This window comes from Bartonella sp. AC329YNZD (assembly GCF_042196685.1).
Taxonomy (GTDB): domain Bacteria; phylum Pseudomonadota; class Alphaproteobacteria; order Rhizobiales; family Rhizobiaceae; genus Bartonella.
This window is the reverse complement of sequence record NZ_JBHIQS010000007.1, coordinates 25,581-49,464: the sequence shown is the minus strand read 5'-3', so window position 1 is coordinate 49,464 and position 23,884 is coordinate 25,581. Positions and strand designations below refer to the sequence as shown.

General features: G+C 37.9%; 20 protein-coding genes and 2 pseudogenes. 13 read left to right on the top strand and 9 right to left on the bottom strand.

All coding sequences use genetic code 11. The features are described 5' to 3' along the window. Positions 1–5 precede the first annotated feature (5 nt). Together ACFIMW_RS05040 and pyk are read left to right on the top strand one after the other, a co-directional pair. Positions 6–494 carry a DUF1036 domain-containing protein gene (locus ACFIMW_RS05040; protein ID WP_375606567.1) on the top strand — a complete coding sequence of 163 codons (489 nt, stop codon included), beginning with the start codon at positions 6–8 and terminating at the stop codon, positions 492–494. Continuing rightward, a complete protein-coding gene (pyk, locus tag ACFIMW_RS05035; RefSeq protein ID WP_375608411.1) occupies positions 491–1,927 on the top strand; it encodes a pyruvate kinase in 1,437 nt (478 codons plus the stop codon). Before ACFIMW_RS05040 ends, pyk begins: the two co-directional genes overlap by 4 nt. 1,859 nt (positions 1,928–3,786) lie before the next feature. Here pyk and ACFIMW_RS05030 read toward each other — a convergent pair. Beyond that, on the bottom strand, positions 3,787–4,305 hold the full coding sequence (locus ACFIMW_RS05030; protein ID WP_375606544.1) for a DUF1465 family protein: 519 nt from the start codon (positions 4,303–4,305) through the stop codon (positions 3,787–3,789). 181 nt (positions 4,306–4,486) lie between these two features. Next, positions 4,487–5,629, bottom strand: coding sequence for an OpgC family protein (locus tag ACFIMW_RS05025; RefSeq protein ID WP_375608412.1), 1,143 nt, complete (start codon positions 5,627–5,629; stop codon positions 4,487–4,489). 364 nt (positions 5,630–5,993) lie between these two features. On the opposite strand from ACFIMW_RS05025, the gene ACFIMW_RS05020 reads away from it, so the two are divergent. From ACFIMW_RS05020 to ACFIMW_RS05010, 3 genes are all read left to right on the top strand, one after another. Beyond that, positions 5,994–6,656, top strand: coding sequence for a thiamine phosphate synthase (locus tag ACFIMW_RS05020; RefSeq protein WP_375608413.1), 663 nt, complete (start codon positions 5,994–5,996; stop codon positions 6,654–6,656). A 309-nt stretch (positions 6,657–6,965) separates the two neighbouring features. Next, positions 6,966–7,706 carry a TIR domain-containing protein gene (locus ACFIMW_RS05015; RefSeq protein WP_375608414.1) on the top strand — a complete coding sequence of 247 codons (741 nt, stop codon included), beginning with the start codon at positions 6,966–6,968 and terminating at the stop codon, positions 7,704–7,706. Positions 7,707–7,770: 64 nt separating this feature from the next. Then, positions 7,771–7,965 (top strand): hypothetical protein, encoded by a 195-nt coding sequence (locus ACFIMW_RS05010; RefSeq protein ID WP_375608415.1) that lies wholly within the window; start codon positions 7,771–7,773, stop codon positions 7,963–7,965. A 300-nt stretch (positions 7,966–8,265) separates the two neighbouring features. Here ACFIMW_RS05010 and ACFIMW_RS05005 read toward each other — a convergent pair whose 3' ends face one another. After that, entirely contained in the window at positions 8,266–8,382 is a 117-nt protein-coding gene (locus ACFIMW_RS05005) for a hypothetical protein (protein WP_375608440.1), read from the bottom strand. A 535-nt stretch (positions 8,383–8,917) separates the two neighbouring features. On the opposite strand from ACFIMW_RS05005, the gene ACFIMW_RS05000 reads away from it, so the two are divergent. The 7 genes from ACFIMW_RS05000 (at position 8,918) to ACFIMW_RS04970 (ending at position 16,158) form a co-directional block, all read left to right on the top strand. Next, a complete protein-coding gene (locus ACFIMW_RS05000) occupies positions 8,918–9,322 on the top strand; it encodes a helix-turn-helix domain-containing protein (RefSeq protein ID WP_375608441.1) in 405 nt (134 codons plus the stop codon). 632 nt (positions 9,323–9,954) lie between these two features. Then, on the top strand, positions 9,955–10,353 hold the full coding sequence (locus ACFIMW_RS04995) for a hypothetical protein (protein WP_375608416.1): 399 nt from the start codon (positions 9,955–9,957) through the stop codon (positions 10,351–10,353). Positions 10,354–11,644: 1,291 nt separating this feature from the next. Continuing rightward, entirely contained in the window at positions 11,645–12,688 is a 1,044-nt protein-coding gene (locus tag ACFIMW_RS04990) for a tetratricopeptide repeat protein (protein ID WP_375608417.1), read from the top strand. Positions 12,689–13,292: 604 nt separating this feature from the next. Further along, the gene (locus ACFIMW_RS04985; RefSeq protein WP_375608418.1) at positions 13,293–13,646 is read left to right on the top strand and encodes a helix-turn-helix domain-containing protein; all 354 of its coding nucleotides are present in this window, start codon (positions 13,293–13,295) and stop codon (positions 13,644–13,646) included. Between the two features lie 463 nt (positions 13,647–14,109). Continuing rightward, on the top strand, positions 14,110–14,685 hold the full coding sequence (efp, locus tag ACFIMW_RS04980) for an elongation factor P (RefSeq protein ID WP_375606557.1): 576 nt from the start codon (positions 14,110–14,112) through the stop codon (positions 14,683–14,685). A gap of 11 nt (positions 14,686–14,696) precedes the next feature. Beyond that, on the top strand, positions 14,697–15,488 hold the full coding sequence (locus ACFIMW_RS04975; RefSeq protein WP_375609411.1) for an inositol monophosphatase family protein: 792 nt from the start codon (positions 14,697–14,699) through the stop codon (positions 15,486–15,488). Positions 15,489–15,591: 103 nt separating this feature from the next. Further along, entirely contained in the window at positions 15,592–16,158 is a 567-nt protein-coding gene (locus ACFIMW_RS04970) for an inositol monophosphatase family protein (protein WP_375609410.1), read from the top strand. Between the two features lie 522 nt (positions 16,159–16,680). On the opposite strand, the gene ACFIMW_RS04965 is transcribed toward ACFIMW_RS04970, so the two are convergent. The 5 genes and pseudogenes from ACFIMW_RS04965 to rpmE all read right to left on the bottom strand — a co-directional run bounded on the left by ACFIMW_RS04965 (position 16,681) and on the right by rpmE (position 20,296). Further along, positions 16,681–17,157 (bottom strand): hypothetical protein, encoded by a 477-nt coding sequence (locus ACFIMW_RS04965; RefSeq protein ID WP_375608421.1) that lies wholly within the window; start codon positions 17,155–17,157, stop codon positions 16,681–16,683. A 190-nt stretch (positions 17,158–17,347) separates the two neighbouring features. Then, a complete protein-coding gene (locus ACFIMW_RS04960) occupies positions 17,348–18,139 on the bottom strand; it encodes a hypothetical protein (protein ID WP_375608422.1) in 792 nt (263 codons plus the stop codon). A gap of 741 nt (positions 18,140–18,880) precedes the next feature. After that, positions 18,881–19,110, bottom strand: a pseudogene (locus ACFIMW_RS04955) (ABC transporter); the annotation flags it as partial. 194 nt (positions 19,111–19,304) lie between these two features. Next, positions 19,305–19,565, bottom strand: coding sequence for a hypothetical protein (locus tag ACFIMW_RS04950; RefSeq protein WP_375608423.1), 261 nt, complete (start codon positions 19,563–19,565; stop codon positions 19,305–19,307). Positions 19,566–20,074: 509 nt separating this feature from the next. Continuing rightward, positions 20,075–20,296 (bottom strand): 50S ribosomal protein L31, encoded by a 222-nt coding sequence (gene rpmE / locus ACFIMW_RS04945; RefSeq protein ID WP_005774581.1) that lies wholly within the window; start codon positions 20,294–20,296, stop codon positions 20,075–20,077. Positions 20,297–20,486: 190 nt separating this feature from the next. Here rpmE and ACFIMW_RS04940 point away from each other — a divergent pair, with 190 nt between their 5' ends. Then, entirely contained in the window at positions 20,487–22,277 is a 1,791-nt protein-coding gene (locus ACFIMW_RS04940; RefSeq protein WP_375608442.1) for an ABC transporter transmembrane domain-containing protein, read from the top strand. 1,168 nt (positions 22,278–23,445) lie between these two features. On the opposite strand, the pseudogene ACFIMW_RS04935 reads toward ACFIMW_RS04940, so the two are convergent. Further along, positions 23,446–23,638, bottom strand: a pseudogene (locus ACFIMW_RS04935) (integrase); the annotation flags it as partial. Between the last annotated feature and the right edge of the window lie 246 nt (positions 23,639–23,884).

Here is a 23,884-nt window from a genome sequence, read left to right as displayed (position 1 = left end):
GTTTTGTGATTTTAAAAAAACGATATTGGGTGCTTCAGAAAGGATTAAAAGTTTTTCTCTTGAGCCTTTTGCTCTTGTTTCCCCTTGTTGTTTTTGCAAAAGCTGACTTTAGGGTTTGTAATACAACTCAGCAGTCTGTAGGGGTTGCTCTTGGATATCGTACATTTTCAGGGTGGGTGAGCGAAGGCTGGTGGACTGTACCAGTGACGGAGTGTAAAACTTTAATTGAGGGGCCTCTTGCTTCACGGTTTTATTATTTTTATGCGGAAGGGGCACAAAAAAAAGGGAACTGGGCAGGCTCTGTGACCATGTGTGTGCAAGATAGCCAGTTTACCATTCAAGGGGTTCATGATTGTTTCCCTCGAGGATATCAAAAGGCTGAATTTAAAGAAATCGATACCGGAAATCAAACCAGTTGGATGGTACAGTTGACGGATGAGTCTTTGCTAAACAATTCAGTTATACCTTCTCTTTCAGGAAATTCTCCACCGTGAAACGTGCACGTAAAGTAAAAATTATTGCCACTCTTGGTCCTTCTTCTTTTTCTCGTTTGATGATTGAAAAGCTTTTTAGGGCAGGGGCAGACGTTTTTCGTCTTAATATGAGCCATACTGATCGTGATATGCTGGGTGATTTGGTCAAGTCTATACGAGAAGTTGAAAAAACAGTTCGACGCCCCATTGGTATTTTAGTGGATCTTCAGGGGCCAAAACTGCGTGTGGGGCGTTTTGCTAAGGGGCAAGCAGATTTGCGTGTTGGGCAAAGCTTTACGTTAGATAATCGCGATGTTCTTGGTGATGCACAGCGTGTTTTTTTCCCTCATGAGGATGTATTTTCAGCTGTTAAACCAGGAAATCGGTTGTTGATTGATGATGGAAGGGTGGAACTGCGTGCGCAAGTTTGTGATGGTCATTCTATACAGTGTCGCGTGGTTGCTGGAGCCCGTATTTCTGATCGAAAAGGTGTCAGTTTTCCCGATACAATTTTGCCTTTTGATGCGATGACGTCAAAAGATAAGGGGGATCTTCAGGCTCTTTTACAGCAGCCTGTTGATTGGGTTGCTCTTTCTTTTATTCAACGTCCAGAAGATATTATGGCGGTGCGTCAGTTGACGAAAAGCAAGGTGTCTTTGATGGCTAAAATCGAAAAGCCTCAAGCCTTGGAGCATATAGAGAAAATTATTGAGGTCTCTGATGGCATTATGATTGCACGGGGTGATCTCGGAGTGGAAATGCCTTTGGAAAAGGTTCCTGCACTTCAGATGGAGCTCATAAAAGCTTGTCGTTTAGCAGGAAAGCCTGTTGTGGTGGCAACACAAATGCTCGAATCAATGATCACATCTCCTGTTCCGACACGCGCAGAAGTGTCGGATGTTGCTACAGCAGTTTATGCAGGAACAGATGCGGTGATGTTGTCGGCTGAATCTGCTTCTGGTCGTTATCCTGAAGAAGCTGTGCTTATGATGGACCGAATCGCGCGGCAAATCGAACAGGATCACACTTATGCCGCTCAGGTTGGAGCACAACATCCAGCACCAGAATCAACAGGAACGGATGCGATTTCTCTTGCTGCGCGTCAGATTGCTGAAACACTTGCGCTATCCGCTATCGTTGCTTATACGGCTTCAGGAACAACGGGGGTGCGCGCCTCTCGTGAACGCCCTAATAGACCGATTATTGCTTTATCTCCCATTGTGGAAACAACACGGCGTTTGGCTCTCGTTTGGGGGCTTCATTGTGTGGTCACGCAAGATGCACGGAGTTTAGAGGATATGGTTGATCGTGCAGCAGCCATTGCATTTCAGGAAGGTTTTTGCAAAGGGGGAGATCGCTTCCTTGTGACAGCTGGTGTTCCCCTTGGAACGCCTGGTGCGACAAATCTCTTGCGTATTGCTTCTGTCTCTCAAGATGGAACGAAAGGGATTTGAGCCGTTTACGCATGGTGTTTTTTCATGCGCCTTTGAACAGGCTTTAAAAACAACGGCTGTTCGTCTTTTGTGAATGCCTCCATAGACTCATTATTCTTTTATCTCCTATCGTAAGATAGCAAGATATTGCGTTAGGTCGTCCAGTTTGGTGATGGGAGCAGATCCGGTGATATTGTCTTTTGATTTTGTTTTAGTTCTGAGGAAGCTGCTTTTACGGTAGGGCATTTAATGGGAGCCCCCTTTTTATTTCATTGAGGCATATTGGGAATTGCTTTATTGATGTTTATACGAGCGAGATGTTCATTGATAATGAGAATTTATTCTTTTTCTTTTTGGATGAGAGCCTTGAAATTGTTCTCATTTTAAACTTTTGCAAACAGAATTGAATAAAGTTAAAATTATGTACCTAAAAAATCGTACTGGTATGTTATAAGAAAAAGTGATGGGTGAATGTGTTTTTAAATATGCTTTGTCGGGGAATTTGCAACATATTGATTTATAATGATAATTTATCGTTATTAAACTTGAATTAGAACCCCGAATACCGTAAGATTCTCTTAAATTTATTTATGTTTTGTTAATCATAACTCTTTGCTTGTACGTCATAAGTGGGTGGGACATGTGGGTAAAAATTGTACAAGAAAGGCATACTTCTTATGAAGCGTTTCAAGAGCCAAGGGGGCTGTTGCAATATTGAGGGCTGACTATAATGATGATGCCGACTTGCTCTTTCTTTTATTAAGCTTGGAGATTTTGAGGGGTGGGGAGAGAAATATGGATTATTTGTTATAAGGATAAAGATGTCGGTAGAGGATGGTTTCAAGAGCTATTGTTGTTTATGATTTTTGAGGTTGTATGAGATTAACATACTCTTTGGGTTTGACTTTTTTCCTGCTCTAAAGGATGAAAATACTTAATTCACGCTGGTTTGTAAATGATACGGCTCTTCTCGACGAGTTTCATTTTCTAGGTAGTTCAGGTGCAAAAACTATATCGTTAAATGACGGAGTTTTATAGTATGGAGGTGAATAATAATTGGGAAGTATTTTTTAATATGTCTATCACAATCCCATGATCTTACATGGACTATATGGGGCATTGTATGGCACTTTATTCTGGATATTTTATTTTATGTGAGAGATATAGCGCCCATTAAAAACAAGAAAAACCCAAAAATTGAAACAATACGTCTCTCATTAACACACGCTTTACAGCAACTTTATAGGCATAAATTATAGAGTATAAATTGATTTATAGGACCTTGCGATATTTGGCATAGTCTGATTATTTTCATAGCCAAAACAAAACCACACGATATATCAAAAGAAAGTGTTCCAGCTGCAATAAATTGGAGCCGATTCTCTAAAAGATCAATTACATCCCATTCCATCGTTTGAAAACAAAACCTTTTTGCCATAAGCTTAAGATCTTTTTCTAGACTCAAGTAGAAATGAGGGGGGAAAAGCACTCTAGATTGGTTTTCGTTGTGAAATTTTGGTTGTAAAAAATGGATATACTGCTCTAAATATCTCAAGAAAGAAGCAAGGAGCTATTTTTCTCAGAATGCCCAAAAGCTGTTTTCAGTAATTCGATTTATTTTTCCACTGGATTATCATCGTTCAAGATACAGCGGCCGCTTATTGACCAAAGCGCTTAAACTACAGCAGCATCTCTAAATGAAACAAAATGCACGCTTCTAAACGCAATGAATGAGAAATAAATTGGCGGAAAGTTTCTGGCAATTCATGCCAATAAAAGGGAAAAATTCCAATGTCGGTGTATGAAGTGACACTTTTACAATTTCTTTTTTTATTTGTTCTGATGATATTTCCCCTTCGCGCAAAACAAGGGGAGTACCTCTAAGAACGCCCAAAGGCTGTTTTGAGCAATTCGATTTGTTTTCCTACTGGATTATCATCTTCTAAGGTACAGGAGGCCGCAGTTTCCCACCCAGCACGCAAATAGGTTATGCGCGCTTCTAAACGCAATGAATGAGAAACAAATTGGCGAAAAGTTTCTGGCAATTCATGCCAATGATGGGTTTCAAGTTCCAATGTCGGTGTATGAAGAGATACTTTTACAATTTCCTTTTTTATTTGTTCTGATGACATTTCCCCTTCGCGCTCTGCTCGAAGAAGAAGGAGTTGAGAAGCGATTTGCATAAGTCGTGTACTTAAATACATAGCCTCTTTTGCATAGATTGCAGAAACTTCTGTTGAAAGGGAACGTGCCACTAATTTCCCTTCTGAGTCAATGTATGCTGCAGTTTTTTCAATCAGCGCCATTGTTTCTTCATAGAGACGATTAAAAGCATTTTCAAAAGCATTATGCTCAATCATGATAATAGGTTCATCATATGGACGTTTATGTACGCTCACGCTTTTATACTCCAAGTATCAGCACAAAATCATACCCCTTAACGAACAGAGGATTAAAAAGTTTCTTTTATTGCTGTATAGAATGCTTTTTTTTTAAAATTGCTACCTCTTTTAAATCTTTTGCGCAACGCGCTTTTTATACTAAGGTTAACGCGCCAAACAAACACTATAGGAATGTTTTTTATAAACGGATCATTTTCCTTGAAAAGGACCACTGCCAAGATTGCCGTTTTTCACAATAATAAGCGACTCCAAATTGCAAAGCAATACCCGTTATTATTAAGAAGGTATCGGAAAAAACCGTTTCTGTCATCACTGTTTTTACAATTTGTCCAAACATCGCAAAAATGGTTCCCGTTACAAAGACCGGTAAACTATGTTTTCCTAAAATTGCTAAAGGATGTTTTGGAGAGACATAAAACCATTTATTGACATGTGGCAAAGAAAAAATGAGAAAGGTTAATGCAAGAACATGAAGTAAACGTGGCAAGCTTAAAAAGGTTTTATTAAAGTTCATCAACGGGGAAGACCAGCCAAGCCAGCCCAAAATGCCCCACCAGTTTAAGCGAACCCATAACAGCGCCAACAAGAGATATGCTGCCGCACAAACAATCCAAAAAGACTGAAACGCGATTTTTTTTCCTTGTTTAAGCGCTAAAGTACTGGTCAATCCTATGACAAATAAGAATTGCCAAGACAAAGGATTTAAAAACCACTTTCCCTCTAAAGGATAAGAAGGAGGAGCAATTTTATAAAATCCGCAGATAAGATACAGTGTAAAGGAGCCCAAAAGCAGCCATTTTGTCTGTTTACAACTCAAATAAAGGATAAAAGGCGCAAAAAACATCAAAACGATATAAAGAGGAAGAATATTATTATATCCCAATTGATGGCCAAAGCTTAAGGTACTCAAAAATGCGATAACAGGCTCTTTAAAAAAGAGTCCTACATTGTTCATTGATAAAAGTTTTTCTGTTCGCCATAAGAAAAATGCCCCTAAAAAAAGGCTTAAAGTTACAAAAGTCGTAAAAAGATATGCACCATAGAGCTGCAGAGCTCTGTACCAAAGTTTTCGGATAATAAAAGCAAAGGATTTTTGCTGTAACCGCGCATGAAAGCTTAACCCCAGAGAAACCCCTGAAAGCAAAACAAATATTTCTGCACAATCAGAAAAACCGAAATTTCTATGAGTAAAAGACTCATAGATCGTTCCGGGAATATGGTTAATGAAAATCGTCAATAAGGCTAAAGAACGAAAAACATCAATACGTGTATCACGGCGAAAAGGTTGAGTATTATGCTCAAGAACACCTTGGTATTTCATCAGTGGACTCCCACACGTTGCAAACCCCTTGAAGTCCTATAAAATGGCGCTTACCCTTATTGCCAACAAGCATGAACAGGATGAAATTTTAATTTTTAAGTGTCAAGTTTCATTTTAAGCGTTTATTTTTTAAAAGGCAAAAGTTTTTTAAAGGCAAAAGAACGAAAAGCGTCCATACGTGTATCACAGCAAAAAGGCAACATATTATGCTTAAAAACACTCTCATTTCTCATAAGCAGGCTTCCACACACCCACAAATCCTTTAAATTACGTGAAAATGGTGGTCACTTTCATCACAAATAAGCATAATAGAATGAAACTTTAATTTTTAAGCGTTATTTTTTCTAAGAAACAGGGATTTGACATGACACAACAAAAAAATAAACCAATTGATCCACCTCTTTTCCCTCAGTTGATTTTAACACTTGATGTTCGGCGCAACACCCCACAAACATTTTTGCAGCAAATTTTACAAACAAAGTCTTTTGCATGCTTCATCCTCTATGATTCTGAAAAGTTGAAAGATGATAGCTCTTTTTTACAACAACAAGCGCAAATTTACGCAGAAGATATTCAACATCATGACGCAGCCCTTCTCATCGCTGATGACAGCCGCATTGCTGGGCGCATAAAGGCTGATGGATTGCACATAGAAGATGATCTTAACGCTCTTGAAAGCTTCAAAAATCAGCAAAAGGAACAAAAAATCATAGGCTTTGGCAATTTACGCAATCGCCATAGTGCTATGCTTGCAGCGGAAACAGGTGTTGATTATCTATTTTTTGGCAAATTAGGGGCTGATAAAAAACCCCATGCTCACCCCCGCAATCTCCAGTTAGCAACATGGTGGGCAGAAATTATGGAAATCCCTGCTGTTGTGCAAGCAGGAAGCGATTTTTCAACCTTTGATGAAGCCTTAAAGACTGGATGTGAATTCATTGCTGTAGAAGAAGTGATTTTTGGGAACGACAACCCCTTAATACTGCTTAAAACAATGCAAGAAAAATGTGAGAAAACCCCCTTGTAATATAGGAGGAGAATTTATAAATAAAGCGTTAACTTTTGTGTTTCTTATAGAGAACATAATGATATATAAAAATAGGAGAAAAATTCTTTTCGTTTATTCATAATTCAATCAGATCGCTTCATCACGCAGTAAAATTTCCCATCATTTAGTTAAGTTTTCCCACGTTTCAATCAATTGAATGGAAGGTGACTGTCTCTTTTTGTGCATAGTATAAGAAAATGAAATCATAGCGCTCTTTAAATTCAAATAGTTATAAAAATAAACCACCATTTTATATTAACAGCCAGCAATATTGAAAGAATACAAACAGTGAAATATAGCGGAACCGTCGAAGACCTTAAAAATATAGTTAAAACAGCTGGATATAAAATCATAGAAATTAAGTCTCTATCACTTAATTCTTCTAGAGGATATCAGATCAAAACCTCCAAAGGAGGCGTTATTAATTGGTATGAAAGCACAGGAAAACTTCAAGTTCAAGGCAGCGAAAACATAAAACAAAAGTTAATAGAAGATTTAGCAAAGCATATAGAAGAAACATCAACGATTCTTTTCTCAAAAATGGCTTCCAATACCTCAAATAAAAAAATCTTTATCGTTCACGGTCATGATCGTACTGCCCTAAAGCAACTTACATCTATTCTTAATGATTTTAATCTTGAACCATACATTTTACAAAATACGAGTGGTAATGGCTTAACCATCATTGAAGCTTTAGAAAAAGGAATCTGTAGCGATTTCATAAAATTTGGTATTGTGCTGCTTACTCCCGATGATATAGGCTATGCCAAATCTGCCGGCAAAAAAGCAGCACAACCCCGTGCACGACAAAACGTTATTTTCGAAATGGGCATGTTAATATCTGCGCTTTCTCGCAAAAATGTCGCTATTCTAAAAAAACAAGACCTTGAACTCCCTTCAGATATTAATGGAATTATATACCTTCCTTTTAAAGAACACGTAAAAGAAACACTTAAAGATCTTTCTCATCGACTATGTGAAGCCGGCTTCAATTTAGATGCAAAGAAAGTTACTCATGCATTAAATTAAATTTGAATAATGCTTATGTTTATTTTTTTAAGTGCACACCTAAAACTACAAGGCACCCCACCACATGCCACAGACACACCCATTCTATAGGCTCAAAGAAACGATTACCCCCACCCTTCTTCAAACAGCAAGCGATTGTGCAAATTTAAATGAAGGAACAGCAATTCACTACCGTAGAAGAAATCATTTTAGTCTCTTTGATAAACGCGGGGCTGTTGTCATAATTTTGATGGACTTGCAAAGTTTAAAAGGCAGATAGCCTCTCATTCGATTAAAGAAAAATAGGAAATTCACGTCGGGCATATGCTACAGCTACAATTTCGATTTGATTTGCAGCTACTCGCTACAATATAAGGTAATTTTGATGTGTTGCAATTTCTCGTAATCCTGATATCTTCTCGCTTTGTCTGTATAAATATGGATGTTCAGCCAATTGGCAGTACGGATGCTTCCAAAAACCTTTTCATTCGGCACGCCAGCGGATGGATTTTCGCGAGCAATGTAAGTAAAATCTGACGCAAATCGTCGCGCGCCGAAGACAACCAAACAACCGGAAGCATCACTTGTCCTGTTCAGCTTCAAGCTGACTGATTATAACTTCCATTTCAGCCATAACCTCATCATGCGGAATAGGAGGATATGGATTTGCAAGACTTCTCGCTACCTTATCGCGCAGCCATGCAGTGTAGCTGCTTTCTGTTCAATGGTTTCGAACTCTGAAATTAGCAGAGAAAGGATGATCTTTATAACATATGTCCTTTCTATTCCTGAATATTGAAGATAATTACTCTTGACCATGTTGTTAATATTAGCGAATTGAAAATGTTTAACTTTTAAGCGTCCAAAGTTCTTTTGATCTTGAAACTTAAGGCTTTTTAACCCTCTCAAAAAACACGGGGCTGTTGTCATGATTTTGGTAATTATTCCAGAAAGGTTTAAGAGGCAGATAGCCTCTCATTAAAAAACAAATTTTGTAAGTAAAAAACTATTTTTATTGTAAATTTCCTTAAATTACTTTATGAATTAAAAGATGTTTTGGTCGCATACGCAACGACCAAAAGGGGCCTTGAAAACCCTAAGTTCTAGCGTAAAGATGAACCCACTTTGTGGGTATCCCGGAATTCCGGGAGTTTTTGCTATGTCCAGGTGCTCTCAGCACTAAAAGCAAAATGCTGACTCGGATTCAGTGTTTTCAGACTCCCGGAATACTCATGCGAGGGCGCTCGCGACCGGCGGGGGGCTTTAAAATGCAAACCAGAGATCTTGATAACGACATTTTCATTGGCAAAAAAATTCGTTTGAGACGAAAAATGTTGAAGATGTCTCAAAAAACATTAGGTCAGCACTTAGATGTCACTTTTCAACAAATCCAGAAATATGAAAACGGCTTAAATCGTGTCAGCGCAGGGCGATTAAAGAGAATTTCTGATATCTTGGATGTTCCCATTGCCTTTTTTTATGCGGATATCATCACAAAACAACAGCCCCCATATCTTCATGATGAAATCGCATCAAGCACAGAAGAATATCTGCTACTCAAAAGATTTAGAGTTCTAACCTCGATAAAACAGAAAGCCATTTTACAGTTACTCGCTGATCGGAATGAGAACTTTTAACATCATGATACAGAGCACTATACTCTCTGTTCTTGGCTTTCTTTCCACACTTCAAAGGACGAAAATCCCTTTCCTATCCGGTTGGTAAACAATCCTGTTTCTCAAGAACTGCTTCTTCTTAGCTTCCCATTTCATATGGTTTGTTTCACAAGATTGTATGGACAAGCCCTCTTTTGAAGATTTACCACATACTCTTATAAAAACACTATATGGTAAATTTTACACCTTACAGCACCACACCTCAAACAATAGCATTTTACAGTACAACAGGATAAGCACTCATGCGTATTTTTCAAAAAGCGCCCCTCAAAAAGCAATGCTTGAAAATTTATTTGGTTGATCTGGAGCAGTATACGCATCATTTTATAAGGATGATGAAGGATGTAATCTTAACATGTAGGTGCAAAAGATCGCCTTTTTATCGCAATCACTAAAAGTAAAAGTTTATTTAAAATAGGCGCTGCAAGAGGCACTACAAGAAGCCTTAAGTTAAGGCTGGAACCATTATTTATTGATGAATTACCGCTTGAGTGAAAACCGATATGTTGTTAATAAAATTATAAGCAAAGTTGCTCTTATTTCTGGTGTAGAAGCTTCGCAAAAAAGAGCAACAATAAGTAAGGGGAATTAAGATGTTAAAATATTTATTGCTGTCACCTGTTGTGTTGGTGGCGGGTTGCGCATCTGTAGGGAGTTATTCATCAAATTATGTTGATCAAAGTCTTACAAAGCGTCAGGCACAATTAGTCGCTAACAAATTTATTAGCGATATCAAGAGACCTCTACCACCAGCTACAACCACACTTCTTATAAAGAAAAATAATACAGCAGACAACTTTACTCCTGTATTTATCAATCTGTTGCGACAAAATGGATATAATGTGATCTATACAGATCAACCTCAAAAGCAACAAAACATGGGTGTGAATTTGAGGTATAGAATAAGATTAAATAGTAGCACTATAGTGTCTCTTTTTCAGTATAACGTGAACGGAGAACTACGTGCTCATATAATTACTCAGCCCAAATGAACCCGCTATTTTATGTAAACATTCTCTATATTTTACACGTAAAGACTTAAAAACTCTTGTTAAAGAAAAGAGATTTGCACCTCAATAAAAACTCTTGTTTTTTAGCCAGAGTGAACAAATTTTTCTGTATTTCATCACGATATGAGAAACAATACGTACGAGAAAATAAGTTATGACTTTAGGTTTAAGTATAAGGGAAAGAAGAGTATTAAAAAATAATGAAAAATCCTCCACACTCTAGTGAATTATTGTGCGAAGATTTAAGTGCAAAACTTAGTTTATTTAGTGATTCAAGCAGTTGAATAGTCCGCTGTTTGCAAAAAATGAGTTTTTTAAAAATAAAAGGAAAGACAATGGCAAAAAACACTGTCCAACTGCACTAATAGAAGAACCTTTTAAAATATCATAGTAATAAAAAATGGATAGTTTCCAATGTAATTTATCCACGGTGGTTTATTCAAAAGAAATTTTGTAGAAATAGGATATTTTTAACGTTTTTTGCTTCTCATTTAGTGTACCATAATTCTAGCATACCACAATTCGGAGGTTTTGTGGTTTTCATTGCTAATTGTTATGGTGCTATGATGAACGAACAGAGTTTACAACAGCTATTGCAATGCTTTGCGCTTGTGTAAAGAAAATTATGGCTGTTATTGGAGCACTTTAAAAATATCCTCCGTTAAACTTGAAAAAACCATTGGGCTTTTAAACTTTTAAAATGGATGCTAAATCGTCGTTTTTCTCATAAAAAATGGTATGCACATACTTGCCTTTCACTCCTCAAAGGAAAAAAGCTCCTACAGTTGCCGATCTGTAAAAAGTTCAGCGTCTCTTAGGACTAGTTTTCACTGCTTGATCCCTCATGCGGTTCACTTCATAGGGTTTTATGGATAAGCTACCTTGAAGATTTATCACACTTACCCAAAACACTTGATATAGTAAATTTACTACGCCTTATATCACTGTCCTAAAGAACAGTGTTTTAGGCAAAAACAAGATATACAACCTCTCACTTAATAAGTCATTGTAGCAAAGCTGATAAAAAGCCACACTCTCACCCTCGTAATCTCCAATGAGCAAGGTGGTGGACAGAGATCTATGGAAATTTTTGCTGTTGTTCAAATGGGGAGCGATTTCTCAGCCTTTTACAACTTTAATGCGGGAGAGAAAACCGCAATATAAATTTATGTCCTTGAAGATAAGTATTTTTACGCAAGATAATTCTTTGCTCATACTTGATATGATGAAAGAAAAATGTGAAAATTCTGTTCGGTAATGAGGAGAAAACACCATGATCAAGAGAAGCGTTAAGCTGCTTATCTTAGGAATGATTGGGCTTGCAAATTCTGTTGTAAATTCTTCTGGAAATACTGAAGAATTCTCAAGTTTTGAACGTTCTTTCAATACGGTTCAAGATGCGTCAAACACACAAAAACCTTTTCAGCCTTTAAAAGCTGGAGATTATGACCAAGCCTATGACTATTACATTCAAGGTTATTATTTAAAAGCTTTTCGTGAAGCACTCCGACGTGCTGAAAAAAATGATCCTTTTGCACAAACTCTTCTTGCCCGAATTTATATGGAAGGATGCGCTGTTCCTGTTGACGGTGCGCGTGCTGCTTTATGGTTTGAGCGTGCAGCAAAACAGGGGGAACCTCAAGCACAATTACGCTATGGGCTTATGTTGTTTGATGGTCATTTTATGAAACAAAATCAAGATCTTGGTGAACAGTTTATTCGAAAAGCTGTCAATGCAGGCGTCAAGGAAGCCTATTTTTATTATGGACAACTGCTTCTTTATAAAGCCTCACGTGAAAAACAAGCTCTCCCTGGTGTTTCTTCCCAAAGTCGTGAAAATGAAGCAATCGAGCAAGCTTTAAAATGGTACTTAAAAGGTGCTGCTCTTGGGGATGCTGAAGCTGCTGTTTCTGCTGCCAAAATTCTGTCTTTAGGCACATTAAATCGACCAAAGGATGATCGTAATGCCCGTAAGCTCATAGAGGTAGCGGCTCAAAACAACCACTTAGAAGCTCAACTTCTTTTAGCGCAATGGCTTGTACAGGGACGTGGAGGAGAAACAGATTTTCACCGTGCTTTTCATTTACTTCAAAGAAATGCCGTCAACATGATTGCGCCGGCACAAATTTCCCTTGCAAGACTTTATCGAGATGGCACAGGAACAAAAGGCGATATAATCATGGCAGCAGCATGGTATATGCTCGCAAAGGAAGCAAAAATGCAAGCCCCTGATCTTGAAATAATGCTCCAAGGCATGGACAAAACACAACTAGAAAAAGCGCACAAAGAAGCAATAAAGCTCCTTCCTGTTTTTTAAAATACTCCTCTCTGCTGCAAAAAGACAAAATTTATAGAAATTCCGGGAGTTTTTGCACTGTCTAGGTGCTCTCAGCACTAAAAGCAAAATGGCTGATTTGGGTTCAGTGTTTTAGACTTCCAGAATATTCATGCGAGGGTGCTCGCACTCGGAGGGGGCTTGAAAATGCAAGCCCAAAATCTTGATAACGACATTTTCATTGGTAAAGAAAACGCACTGGTAACATTTGCTTAAGCAAACGATATCCAATAAGCAAAAGAGCTAGGCTATTCCGAAAATTCCGAAAGCTCTATTTTTTATTTTTTTGCTTGGATGAAAAACACGCCGACTCTTATTAAAAAACTATTTTTTATTGCCAAGCCCCCGAAATTACTTTACATATTAAAAGGTATTTTTGATCGTATACGCAACGATCAACGGGGATTAAAAACCCTAAGGTCCGATACATAAAAATGAACCCACTCTGTGGGTATCCCGGAATTCCGGGAGATTTTGCTATGTCCAGGTGCTTTCAGCACTAAAAGCAAAATGCTGATTCGGACTCAGTGTTTTTAACTCCCGGAATACCAATGCGAGGGCGCTCGCACTCGGAGGGGGCTTTAAAATGCGAGCCAAAAATCTTGATAATGAAATTTTCATTGGCAAAAAAATTCGTTTGAAACGAAAAATGTTGAAGATATCTCAAAAAACATTAGGTCAACATTTAGGTGTCACCTTCCAACAAATCCAGAAATATGAAAACGGCTTAAATCGTGTCAGCGCAGGGCGTTTAAAAGAAATTGCCGATATTCTCAATGTTCCAGTTTCCTTTTTCTATGCGGATATCTTAACAAAACCACAGCCTCCGTACCCTTATGATGAAGTTATATCAAGTACAGAGGAATATCTGCTGCTTAAAAAATTTAGAGTCCTAACCTCGATAAAACAGAAAGCCATTTTACAGCTGATCTCTGATTAAAATGCAAGCTACATCACACGATAGCGCACACCACGCTCTATCCCATGAGGCACTATAATAAACTCCGTATTCACATGCTCTCAATTAAAAATACCTCATGTTTACGGAACTTATATTATTGCCATCAATGATGATATTTTACGACACAACGGGATAAATTTTCCCAAAATCCCAAAAAATGTTTGTGTAAATTTTTAAAAAGCTTGCGTCTGAGCACTTTTTATGGTCTTGCAAAGAACTGAAAAGCAAAAATACATAAAGGTCCTTTTGTACTTTTTTCTGCAACGCCCATAAGCAAAGACAATGAAGAGCATACAAGGATTATGGAGAGAGCCGCAAGGCTAACAAGGGGGGGGGTAAACCCGAAAATAAAAAAAGAGCTTGACTGTTAAAGGCAGCAAAGAAAAGTGCCATAAAGACAACAAGAGAGTTCTTTTTGCAAGAATAGAATTGGATAGAAACGATGAAAATTAATGGCAATGAAATTCGTCCTGGTAATGTGATCGAACATCAAGGGAGCTTATGGGTTGCTGTTAAATGTAACGCTGTAAAACCAGGAAAAGGTGGTGCATTTAACCAAGTTGAAATGAAAAATTTGATTGATGGTACAAAACTTAATGAACGATTTCGTGCTGCTGAGACAGTTGAACGCGTGCGCCTTGAACAAAAAGATTTCACCTTTCTTTATCAACAAGGGGATGCTTTGGTCTTTATGGATTCAGAATCTTATGAACAACTTGAACTCCAAAAGGATTTTGTTGGTGAACGTGCCGCTTTTCTCCAAGATGGGATGACTGTCACAGTTGAACTTTATCAAGAAAAGCCTATCGGCATCTCACTTCCTGATCAGGTTGCTGTCACGATTGCTGAAGCCGATCCTGCACTTAAAGGACAAACAGTTACAGCTTCTTATAAACCCGCTATTCTTGAAAATGGGATTCGGATTCTTGTTCCTCCCTTTATGAATGCTGGTGAACGTATCATTGTAGACACCAATGAGTTGATTTATTTGCGTCGTGCAAATGAAAAAGATAAATAAAGGAATAAACAATGGCCCATTCTGCAGTCATGAATGTCATGGTGCAAGCTGCAATGAAAGCAGGACGCTCGTTGGTACGTGATTACGGTGAAGTGCAAAATTTGCAAGTGTCTTTGAAAGGACCTGCAGATTATGTCAGCCAAGCAGATCGCAAAGCGGAAAAAATTATTTTCAATGAACTAAGCAAAGCACGTCCCAAATTTGGTTTTCTGATGGAAGAGTCTGAGGAAATCATTGGCGAAGATTCACAACATCGTTTTATTGTTGATCCTTTAGATGGTACTACAAATTTTCTCCATGGCATTCCTTTTTTTGCTGTTTCCATTGCTTTAGAAAGCCAAGGAAAAATCGTTGCTGGTGTCATTTACAATCCCGTGAGTGATGAACTCTTCACCGCAGAACGTGGGTGTGGTGCTTTTTTTAACGACCGGCGCTGTCGCGTTTCTGCTCGACGCAGACTAGAAGGTTGTGTCATTGCCACAGGCATGCCTCATTTTGGTCGCCCAAATCATGGAACCTATCTTATTGAATTACGTAATGTGATGATGGAAGTTGCTGGATTGCGCCGTTTTGGCGCTGCTGCTCTTGATTTAGCTTATGTTGCTTCTGGCAGAACCGATGGCTTTTGGGAAGATAACCTGCAAATTTGGGATATGGCTGCTGGAATACTGATGGTTCGTGAAGCCGGTGGTTTTGTCACTGATAAAGAAGGCGGCAACAATATATTCCGTAAAAAAAATATTATCGCCGGCAATGAACACATTCGCCTAAAATTAGAAAGAGTTCTCAAAAAAGGCATTTAAGCCTTAAAGAAAATCCAACAGATTACCTCAGCCAAGCAGATCGCAAAGCGGAAACAATATTATCAATGAATGAAGCAAAGCACACCCCAAATTTGGTTTTCTGATGGAAGAGTCTGAGGAAATCATTGGCGAAGATTCACAACATCGTTTTATTGTTGATCCTTTAGATGGTACTACAAATTTTCTCCATGGCATTCCTTTTTTTGCTGTTTCCATTGCTTTAGAAAGCCAAGGAAAAATCGTTGCTGGTGTCATTTACAATCCCGTGAGTGATGAACTCTTCACCGCAGAACGTGGGTGTGGTGCTTTTTTTAACGACCGGCGCTGTCGCGTTTCTGCTCGACGCAGACTAGAAGGTTGTGTCATTGCCACAGGCATGCCTCATTTTGGTCGCCCAAATCATGGAACCTATCTTATTGAATTACGTAATGTGATGATGGAAGTTGCTGGATTGCGCCGTTTTGGCGCTGCTGCTCTTGATTTAGCTTATGTTGCTTCTGGCAGAACCGATGGCTTTTGGGAAGATAACTTGCAAATTTGGGATATGGCTGCTGGAATACTGATGGTTCGCAAAACCGGTGGTTTTGTCACCGATAAAGAAGGCGGTAGCGATATATTTCGCAAAAAAAATATCATTGCCGGCAATAAACACATTCGCATTAAACTATAAAAAACCCTCAAAAAAGGCATTTAATTCTTACAGTTTTTTACAAAACCCTTAGAATCTTAAAAAACCACATGAAGAGAGAGTTTTTAATTTTCTTACAGAAAACGATAGAAACTCGCGAATGAGATAGTGACAAAAAACATCACCACGAACAAAAAATGTACTTGCTATAAGCCCCCACAAAAGCAATCCCCAATAGCTTACCTTATTGACGTTTCTGTTATTCAAATTCCCCTGCAAACAAACTGAAAAAGGCAATAAACAAAAAAACATCATAACCAAACGCCCCAAAAAGCAATTATCGCACCTGAGGCAAAAACCTCTCCTACTTCTCTTGAGAGATCACTCTTACACTGCGCGCAAAAAAATTGACTCTAGAAGAGCCCACTCTCTCCTTTTTGGTAAGAACTGCTGTACATTACTCTCACTGCTTATCAATATGTTTCACCACCGCGTGTGATAACAGAGGTTTCAGTAAATTCACCGATTCATACAATTGTTATCAGCTTCTTCTTCTTTTCAGCATTATTCTAAAGTATGTATCAGATAGGCATAAGATTTATAAAAATGCACATTTTTGTTCTCGAGAATTGCTTCTTGAAATTCGCTCACGAACTGTTCTTGATCTTTTTTGATAGCCTCTTCCAGTGCATTTACCTTTTTATCACCAAAAATGATTTTTAATTTTTCTTTTGAATTTCCTATTTTGACAAGCATTTTCCAAAAAATCCATTGATTATCACATTTCTTACTTGACCACTTCATCCATTCTATGACTCCTAATTTATAGGCTTTTTCATATGTTGGAGTCTCTTTAGCAATACGCAACCCCTTTTTCTTTTCTTTATCTTTCTCTCTACAAACCTCCATTGCCCTTTTAACCGTGGAGTAACAACAATCCTTATCAAAGGCCATATATCCTTCTTTTACCGTATCAATAAGCTGCTTATAGTAAATAAAAGTTTTTCTTGCCGCTTTATAAGCACTGGAAATATCATACAATAATGCTAGAAGCTCTCTTTTACGAATGCATAGTAATTTAGCATCTCTAGGCAGACTAAGATACCAACAAGACAGTATCTCTTCTAGCGTTTCATATTCTGTATATCTTCATAATAAATTTCCAAAGACTTTAACTCTTCATAGTATCCTGAAGCCTTTTTTTGTAGTTGCTGTTCATATTCAGCCGTAATCATATTATCAACCATATATAAACACCAATGAAGCGACAACATTGTATGTTTATATCGTTTTTTTTCGTAAGAGGATCTACAAACTTTTGCAAAGTGATCCTATTCTTTCTCATCAATCGCACTGCTTTGAGATAAGTTTTCTTAAAAGTGATTATGAATGCATTTATTTTTTTGATATGTTCATCAGTCAGTTCTTTTGTCAGCGCCTTTTCATGCAAAAACCACGCTTCTCCATATCCTTGCATACAAATATCTTTTACCATCAAAGGCCATTGTCCGCTCGATTCAGAAGATAGCCAATGTTCAGGATTTTTTATCTCCAGTAAATCTCTTTCCCAATGCTTTGCTTCTTCATCCCATTGTTTAATCCATTTTGGCGATATTTTTTGAGTTTTTTTAACAAGCCTTTGTTCCCATTGTGCAATAATATCGTGGTATATCGCGCACTCTCGATCTTTTAGCTGCAGTAATTTCTCAAACTGTTCAAGTTGTTCAATTAATTGCTTTTTATGGCTATTTGCGAACGCCAGCATCAAACTTTCCACAAAATAGGCTATAACTGCCACACTTAACAAAGTCTCCATTGAAAATTCGCAAAACCAAAGCACACCGAGTATGATAATGAATAAAATTGTATCTCCGAATCCTTTCCACACCTTTTTCATAACCTCCACAAAAACCTCTGCCACAACCTCAAAAAGATAGTTTAATATAACCATTCCTATAATAGCGATTGCCCCTATGACTATCAGTAATATGAAGCCCATTACCACTTCGCCCAATTCACTCATTCTTGCCTTCTTTTATTCTCACCAACATTTAACGCAGCTCTTTTATCGATCCCTCGATATTGTGTCATTACGTGTATATCTGATTTGAAAATCACTACATATTATATTTTAATAAAAATAATACACAAAATATAGATATTTTTATTGGTAAAATAAAACAATTTGTATTTAATTGTATTGCTCTTATGCTTTATGCACTTTAAAGAAAAGCCTTATAATTCTTAAAATGCACTCCCATAATATTGGTTCAAAGTACTCAAACGCCTAAAGCCCCTAAAACTTGAGACGCTTCATGAAGAGGACTTATTCTTTCTAAAGTGTTTACCTCACGCAATCTTCCCTGCTTGGTATATGCAAGAGACATGGTTTTAACTGATTTAACATAACCAAATTTGAAATACGAAAATCCTATGGTATTCATGATCTCTCATGAAAAACAATGCGTTATCATTATAAATCAACGTGACAGTGCTGTTATGAAGAGAACTCCTTGCACATCTTAATAGTCCATAGCGATTTAACTGGATATTATTTTATATTCTGTACACAAATGAAGTATTTTTATAAAAATGCTTCATCTCAGGCAGAAAAAAGAACAGCCCGTTAAAAAAGAAAAACACCTTAAAGCTTGCCTTTCTTTTTTCCATGAGAGTTTCAAATTGATAAGCCTGTCTGAAAAGAGTGCTGTTTATGCCCTTAAAGATACTGCTCTTGTATCAAGATCACTTACTCAGATGAAAATTACAGTTTAGCCAAATGCGCATAAACATTATTTTTTATAATGAGTTGTGTGTTCCTTCTTCCACAAGAGCGCCTTTATCCATCACGAGAATACGATCCGCTTTTAAAATTGTTGCCAAACGATGTGCAATGACCAAGGTTGTACGATTTTGCATCAACCCTTCTAAGGCATCTTGCACCAACTTTTCACTGTTTTCATCCAAAGCAGATGTTGCTTCATCAAGTAGTATACTTTGATTTATAATAATAATTCATTGTCTTGTATGTTGAATGAGAATCCCGAATACCGTAGGATTCTCTCATTTCAAATCGGTTCCATGGTGAATCAATCAAAACTATGTTTCTTGCACGTACCAAGCGGGGAGAGTCCGCGTGAATAAAAAAACTATTAAGAAAAGATTTAAAATGCCTCTCATGAATCGTCTCAAGTGCTAAGGGCTGTAACAACATCCACGAGTTGGCAAAGTGTGTGATAGTGCTGGCTTGCTTCTTCATAAGCGTAAATATGCAGGTGCACAATAGCTTTACCGTTATAGCATTCATGGATGCCGTCGCGAAATGGATTTGGGTGCTCTTTGAGAGATATATCTTTAAAATAAGCCTGTGAAACTGTAACAAAACGGCGTTCTGTTTTCCGTGAGAAACAAAATTCCATTAAAGAACGGAATAAACAAGTGTGAGGCAATAAGCAATCTCCATTATTTAAAAGATATTGCTCTGAGCTGGCAAAGTGTGTGATGGTGCTGGCTTGCAACAAGAGAGGTGCATTTCTTAAAATCGCCTATACAACACTAATGCGTTGTCTTTGCCCTCCAGAAAGCATGGTACTGCGTTCTCTTCCTTGCGTATCAAAGTCGTTTGGTAGGGATTTAATAAATTCAAGTGCATTGTCCGCTTTAGCGGCAGCAAGAATTTCTTCTTCATGGGTATTTTCAATTCAAAAAAGATGAACTGTTTGCAATCGTTTTATCTGAGATTTTTATACGCTATGAGAAGAGGTGTATGCGTGTATTTCAAAATGATTTTTGAATTTAAAAAACGCAACCACTACGATTTATAAGGGTTTAAGACCTATCTTTTTCTGTTGGATGCGTTTTTGAATTAATATTTAAAGTGCACTCTTTGACAGGATAAAAAAACCATCGTTTGCAATCGTTTTGTTTAAAATTTTTGTACCCCATAAGAAGGAGGCTTTTACATGCCAATATTACCAAAACGATTTTTGAACTTAGAAAGACGACCACCACGGTCTACAAGTGTTTGGGATCCACCTGTCCATGCTGGATGCGTTCTTGGGTCAATATCTAGATTAAGGGTATCACCTTCTTTTCCCCAAGTGGAACGCGTCGTATATTGGGTTCCATCCGTCATTACAACGGTAATTTTGTGATAGTTGGGATGAATATTCGCTTTCATGCGTCAAACCTTTTGCGTTTATAGAATGAAAGAACACTTACTCATTTTTTTAAGTGCGCTTCCTTTGTCTTTTTGATACACTGATTTAAAGTATTTATTTCTATAGCTGAGCACGCATCAAAAAACAAGTGTTCAAGATACATCATTGTATCAAGTGTTATAAATCATTTAATAGAGTGAGCGAAATTTTATAATGTTACATTATCATTCAGAAAAATCTACGAAATCTTCCCATAAAAAATCTTCATTCTCTTCGCTTGCAATTTTTGTTCCTTATCTTTTGCGCTATCGTTGGTTGTTTATCTTTGCCTTTATTGCTTTGTCTGTTGCTGCTCTGATCACATTAGCTTTGCCAGTGGCTATCCGACAAATGTTTGATCATGGGTTTTCTACTTCAAGCCATGGACATATCAATTTTTACTTCGGAATTTTATTTATCTTAGCTTTGTTTCTCGCATTTGCTTCAGCTGGACGTTATTACTGTGTTATCACCTTGGGAGAACGGATTGTTGCCGATTTACGGCGTGATGTGTTTGTTCATATTATGAGACTCTCTCCTGCTTTTTTTGATCGGTCACATTCAGGAGAGATTGTTTCAAGGCTTCTAACCGATACAACACAAATAAAATTAGCCGTTGGTTCGACCGCCTCTACTGCTTTGCGTCAGTTGATTATCGTGATCGGAGCTGTCGTGATGATGGTGATCACCAATGCTAAATTATCTTTGCTGGTTCTGGCTGCTATTCCTATCGTGGCCATTCCCTTGGTGGTCTTTGGACGTAAAGTTCGTACGCGTACACGTGCCGCGCAAGATCGTCTCGCAGATGCTAATGCTGTCGCTACAGAACAGGTAAGCGCTATTCGCACTGTGCAAGCTTTTACCGCTGAAAAACTCGTTACAATACGTTTTTCACAATTGATAGAACGTGCTTTTCAAACAGCACGTGCTTCTGTAATCTTGCGCTCCTTTTTTACGGGGTTTGCAATTTTTTTGGTTTTTAGCAGTGTGGTTGCTGTTTTATGGATTGGATCGCGTGATGTTTTGAATGGAACGATGACAGGAGGGACCTTAGGACAATTTGTCCTTTATGCGGTTTTTGGAGCTTCTACTTTTGCGCAATTATCGGAACTGGGAGCAGAATTAATCCAAGCAGCAGGCGCTGCTGAACGGCTTGCCGAATTGTTACAAGAAAAACCTGCTATTGTAGCTCCTAAAAATGCTTTATCATTAGAGCAACCTGTTCGAGGTGAACTTGTTTTTGATCAGGTTGATTTTACCTATCCCTCTAGACCACAAGAGAAGGTTTTACGCTCACTTTCATTTTCTGTAAAAGCAGGCGAAACGGTTGCTTTTGTTGGGGCTTCCGGAGCAGGAAAAAGCAGCATTTTTTCTTTGATCCTTCGTTTTTATGATCCAATAAGTGGAACAATTCGGTTGGATGGCATGGAAATTAATCGCCTTTCTTTACAAGATTTACGCAGTGCAATTTCCTATGTTCCACAAGATGTCGCCATTTTTGATGGAACATTGCGCGATAATATTATTTTTGGAACTGAAAATACCCATGAAGAGGAAATCCTTGCTGCTGCTAAAGCGGCTAATGCACTTGAATTTATTCAAGCTTTACCAGATGGCTTGGATACGCAAGTAGGAGAACGCGGTACCATGCTTTCTGGGGGGCAAAAACAACGCATTGGTATTGCGCGGGCAATTTTAAGAAATGCACCCCTCTTGCTGCTTGATGAAGCAACATCTGCTTTGGATGCAAACAGTGAAAAGTTGGTGCAAGACGCCTTAGACGGGTTGATGCAAAATCGAACAACATTGGTCATTGCGCACCGTTTGGCAACAATTTTAAAAGCAGATCGTATTCTTGTAATGGATAAAGGCGCTCTTGTGGAAGAAGGAACCCATGCCGAACTTGTGGCAAAAAATGGCGTTTATGCCTATCTCGCAAAACTCCAATTTTCACCTGAGTGAGTGATCTTGATACAAGAGCAGTACTTGGGCAGCAGTACTTGGGCGTGAATACCGCGCTTTACAGGCAGAGGATTATTAATTTAAGGGCTCATGGAAAAAAGAGGGATAAGAATTAAGATGAAAAAGAGGAGCAAGAATTGAGGCAGTTTCTTTTTGAATTACAGGTTGTTCTTTTTTCTGCATAAGTTAGATCATTTTTATAAAAACGCTTCTATGTACAGAATATAAAACGATGCCAAGTTAATCTCTATGATTAAGGTGTATAAAGAACTCTCTTCATAATAAAACCGTCATGTTGTTTATTATAAAGATAATTTATTATTTTTCGTGAGAAATCCTAATACCATAGGATTTTCTTATGCTGAACTCTCATAGTGAATCAAACAAAATCTTTTGCTTGCGCATCACAAGTGGGGTTGGCGTGTGGAGTGAAACTGTACAAGAAAGGAGCAAGAACCTCTCTTGCCCCTTTAAGTTCCAAGAACTGTCACAACATTGGAGCGCTGACAAAAGAATATACGCTGGCAAAGATTAATAATGGTGCTCGCTTGCTTGAGTCCCTTATGCAGCTTACTTGATAGATTCTACCCTAAAAACTTACCCCACTCTTTAAAAAAAATTAATATGAAAAATTTTTCATGCCCTCTATCTCAGCGCTCTAAACAATAGTGTTTACCGAAAATCATGACAAGCTGTAATTTATAAATACGCTTCTCTCATCTGTAAAAGTATCCTTTTATTCTCTTTTAAAAAACGAACATTGTTTGCAGATTCTTATTATTGAAAAAGAGCAAAGATTTTTTTAGCGTTTTTGGGTGTCTCTATAATTTTTGTGTGAGCGCGTATGAGCAACAGCTTTTGTAATAAACCCGCTTTTGGCAAAATTGTAAAATTTTATCAAATTTATTGTTTGTAAATATCACCACGACCACTGTCTTTTCTCCTTGCAGACACAACAACCTCAAAACACTTTCTCTTTGCTCACAAATCGTCTCTCCAGCTCTCTCTTCCAGTCATAGCCTATAAAAGTAAGGATAGAGTGCTTTGATTGGACACCATCTTCTCATCCCCAAGACCCACAATCCCATCATTTATATTTACAGCCCTCATTTATAGCACCTCCTGTTGTGCTTTAAGAAGGCATTTTAACGATGATAGGAACGTGTACAAAAGTATCTAGAGCAATATTTTTTAAATAATGGAGATTGCTTATTGCTTCACACTTTTGTTTATTCCGTTTTTAATGGGATTTTGTTCCTCACGGAAAACAGAACGCCCTTTTGTTGCAGTTTCATGGGCTTGTTTTAAAGATATATCTCTCAAAGAGCACCCAAGTCCATTTCGCGACGGCGTCCATGAATGCTATAACGGTAAAGCTATTGAGCACCTTCATCTTTACGTTTGTGAAGAAGCAAGACGGCACCATCACACTCTTTGGCTAGCTCAGAGCAATATCTTTTAAATAATGGAGATTGCTTATTGCTTCACATTTTTGTTTATTCCGTTTTTTAATGGGATTTTGTTCCTCATGGAAAACAGAACGCCCTTTTGTTGCAGTTTCATGGGCTTGTTTTAAAGATATATCTCTCAAAGAGCACCCAAGTCCA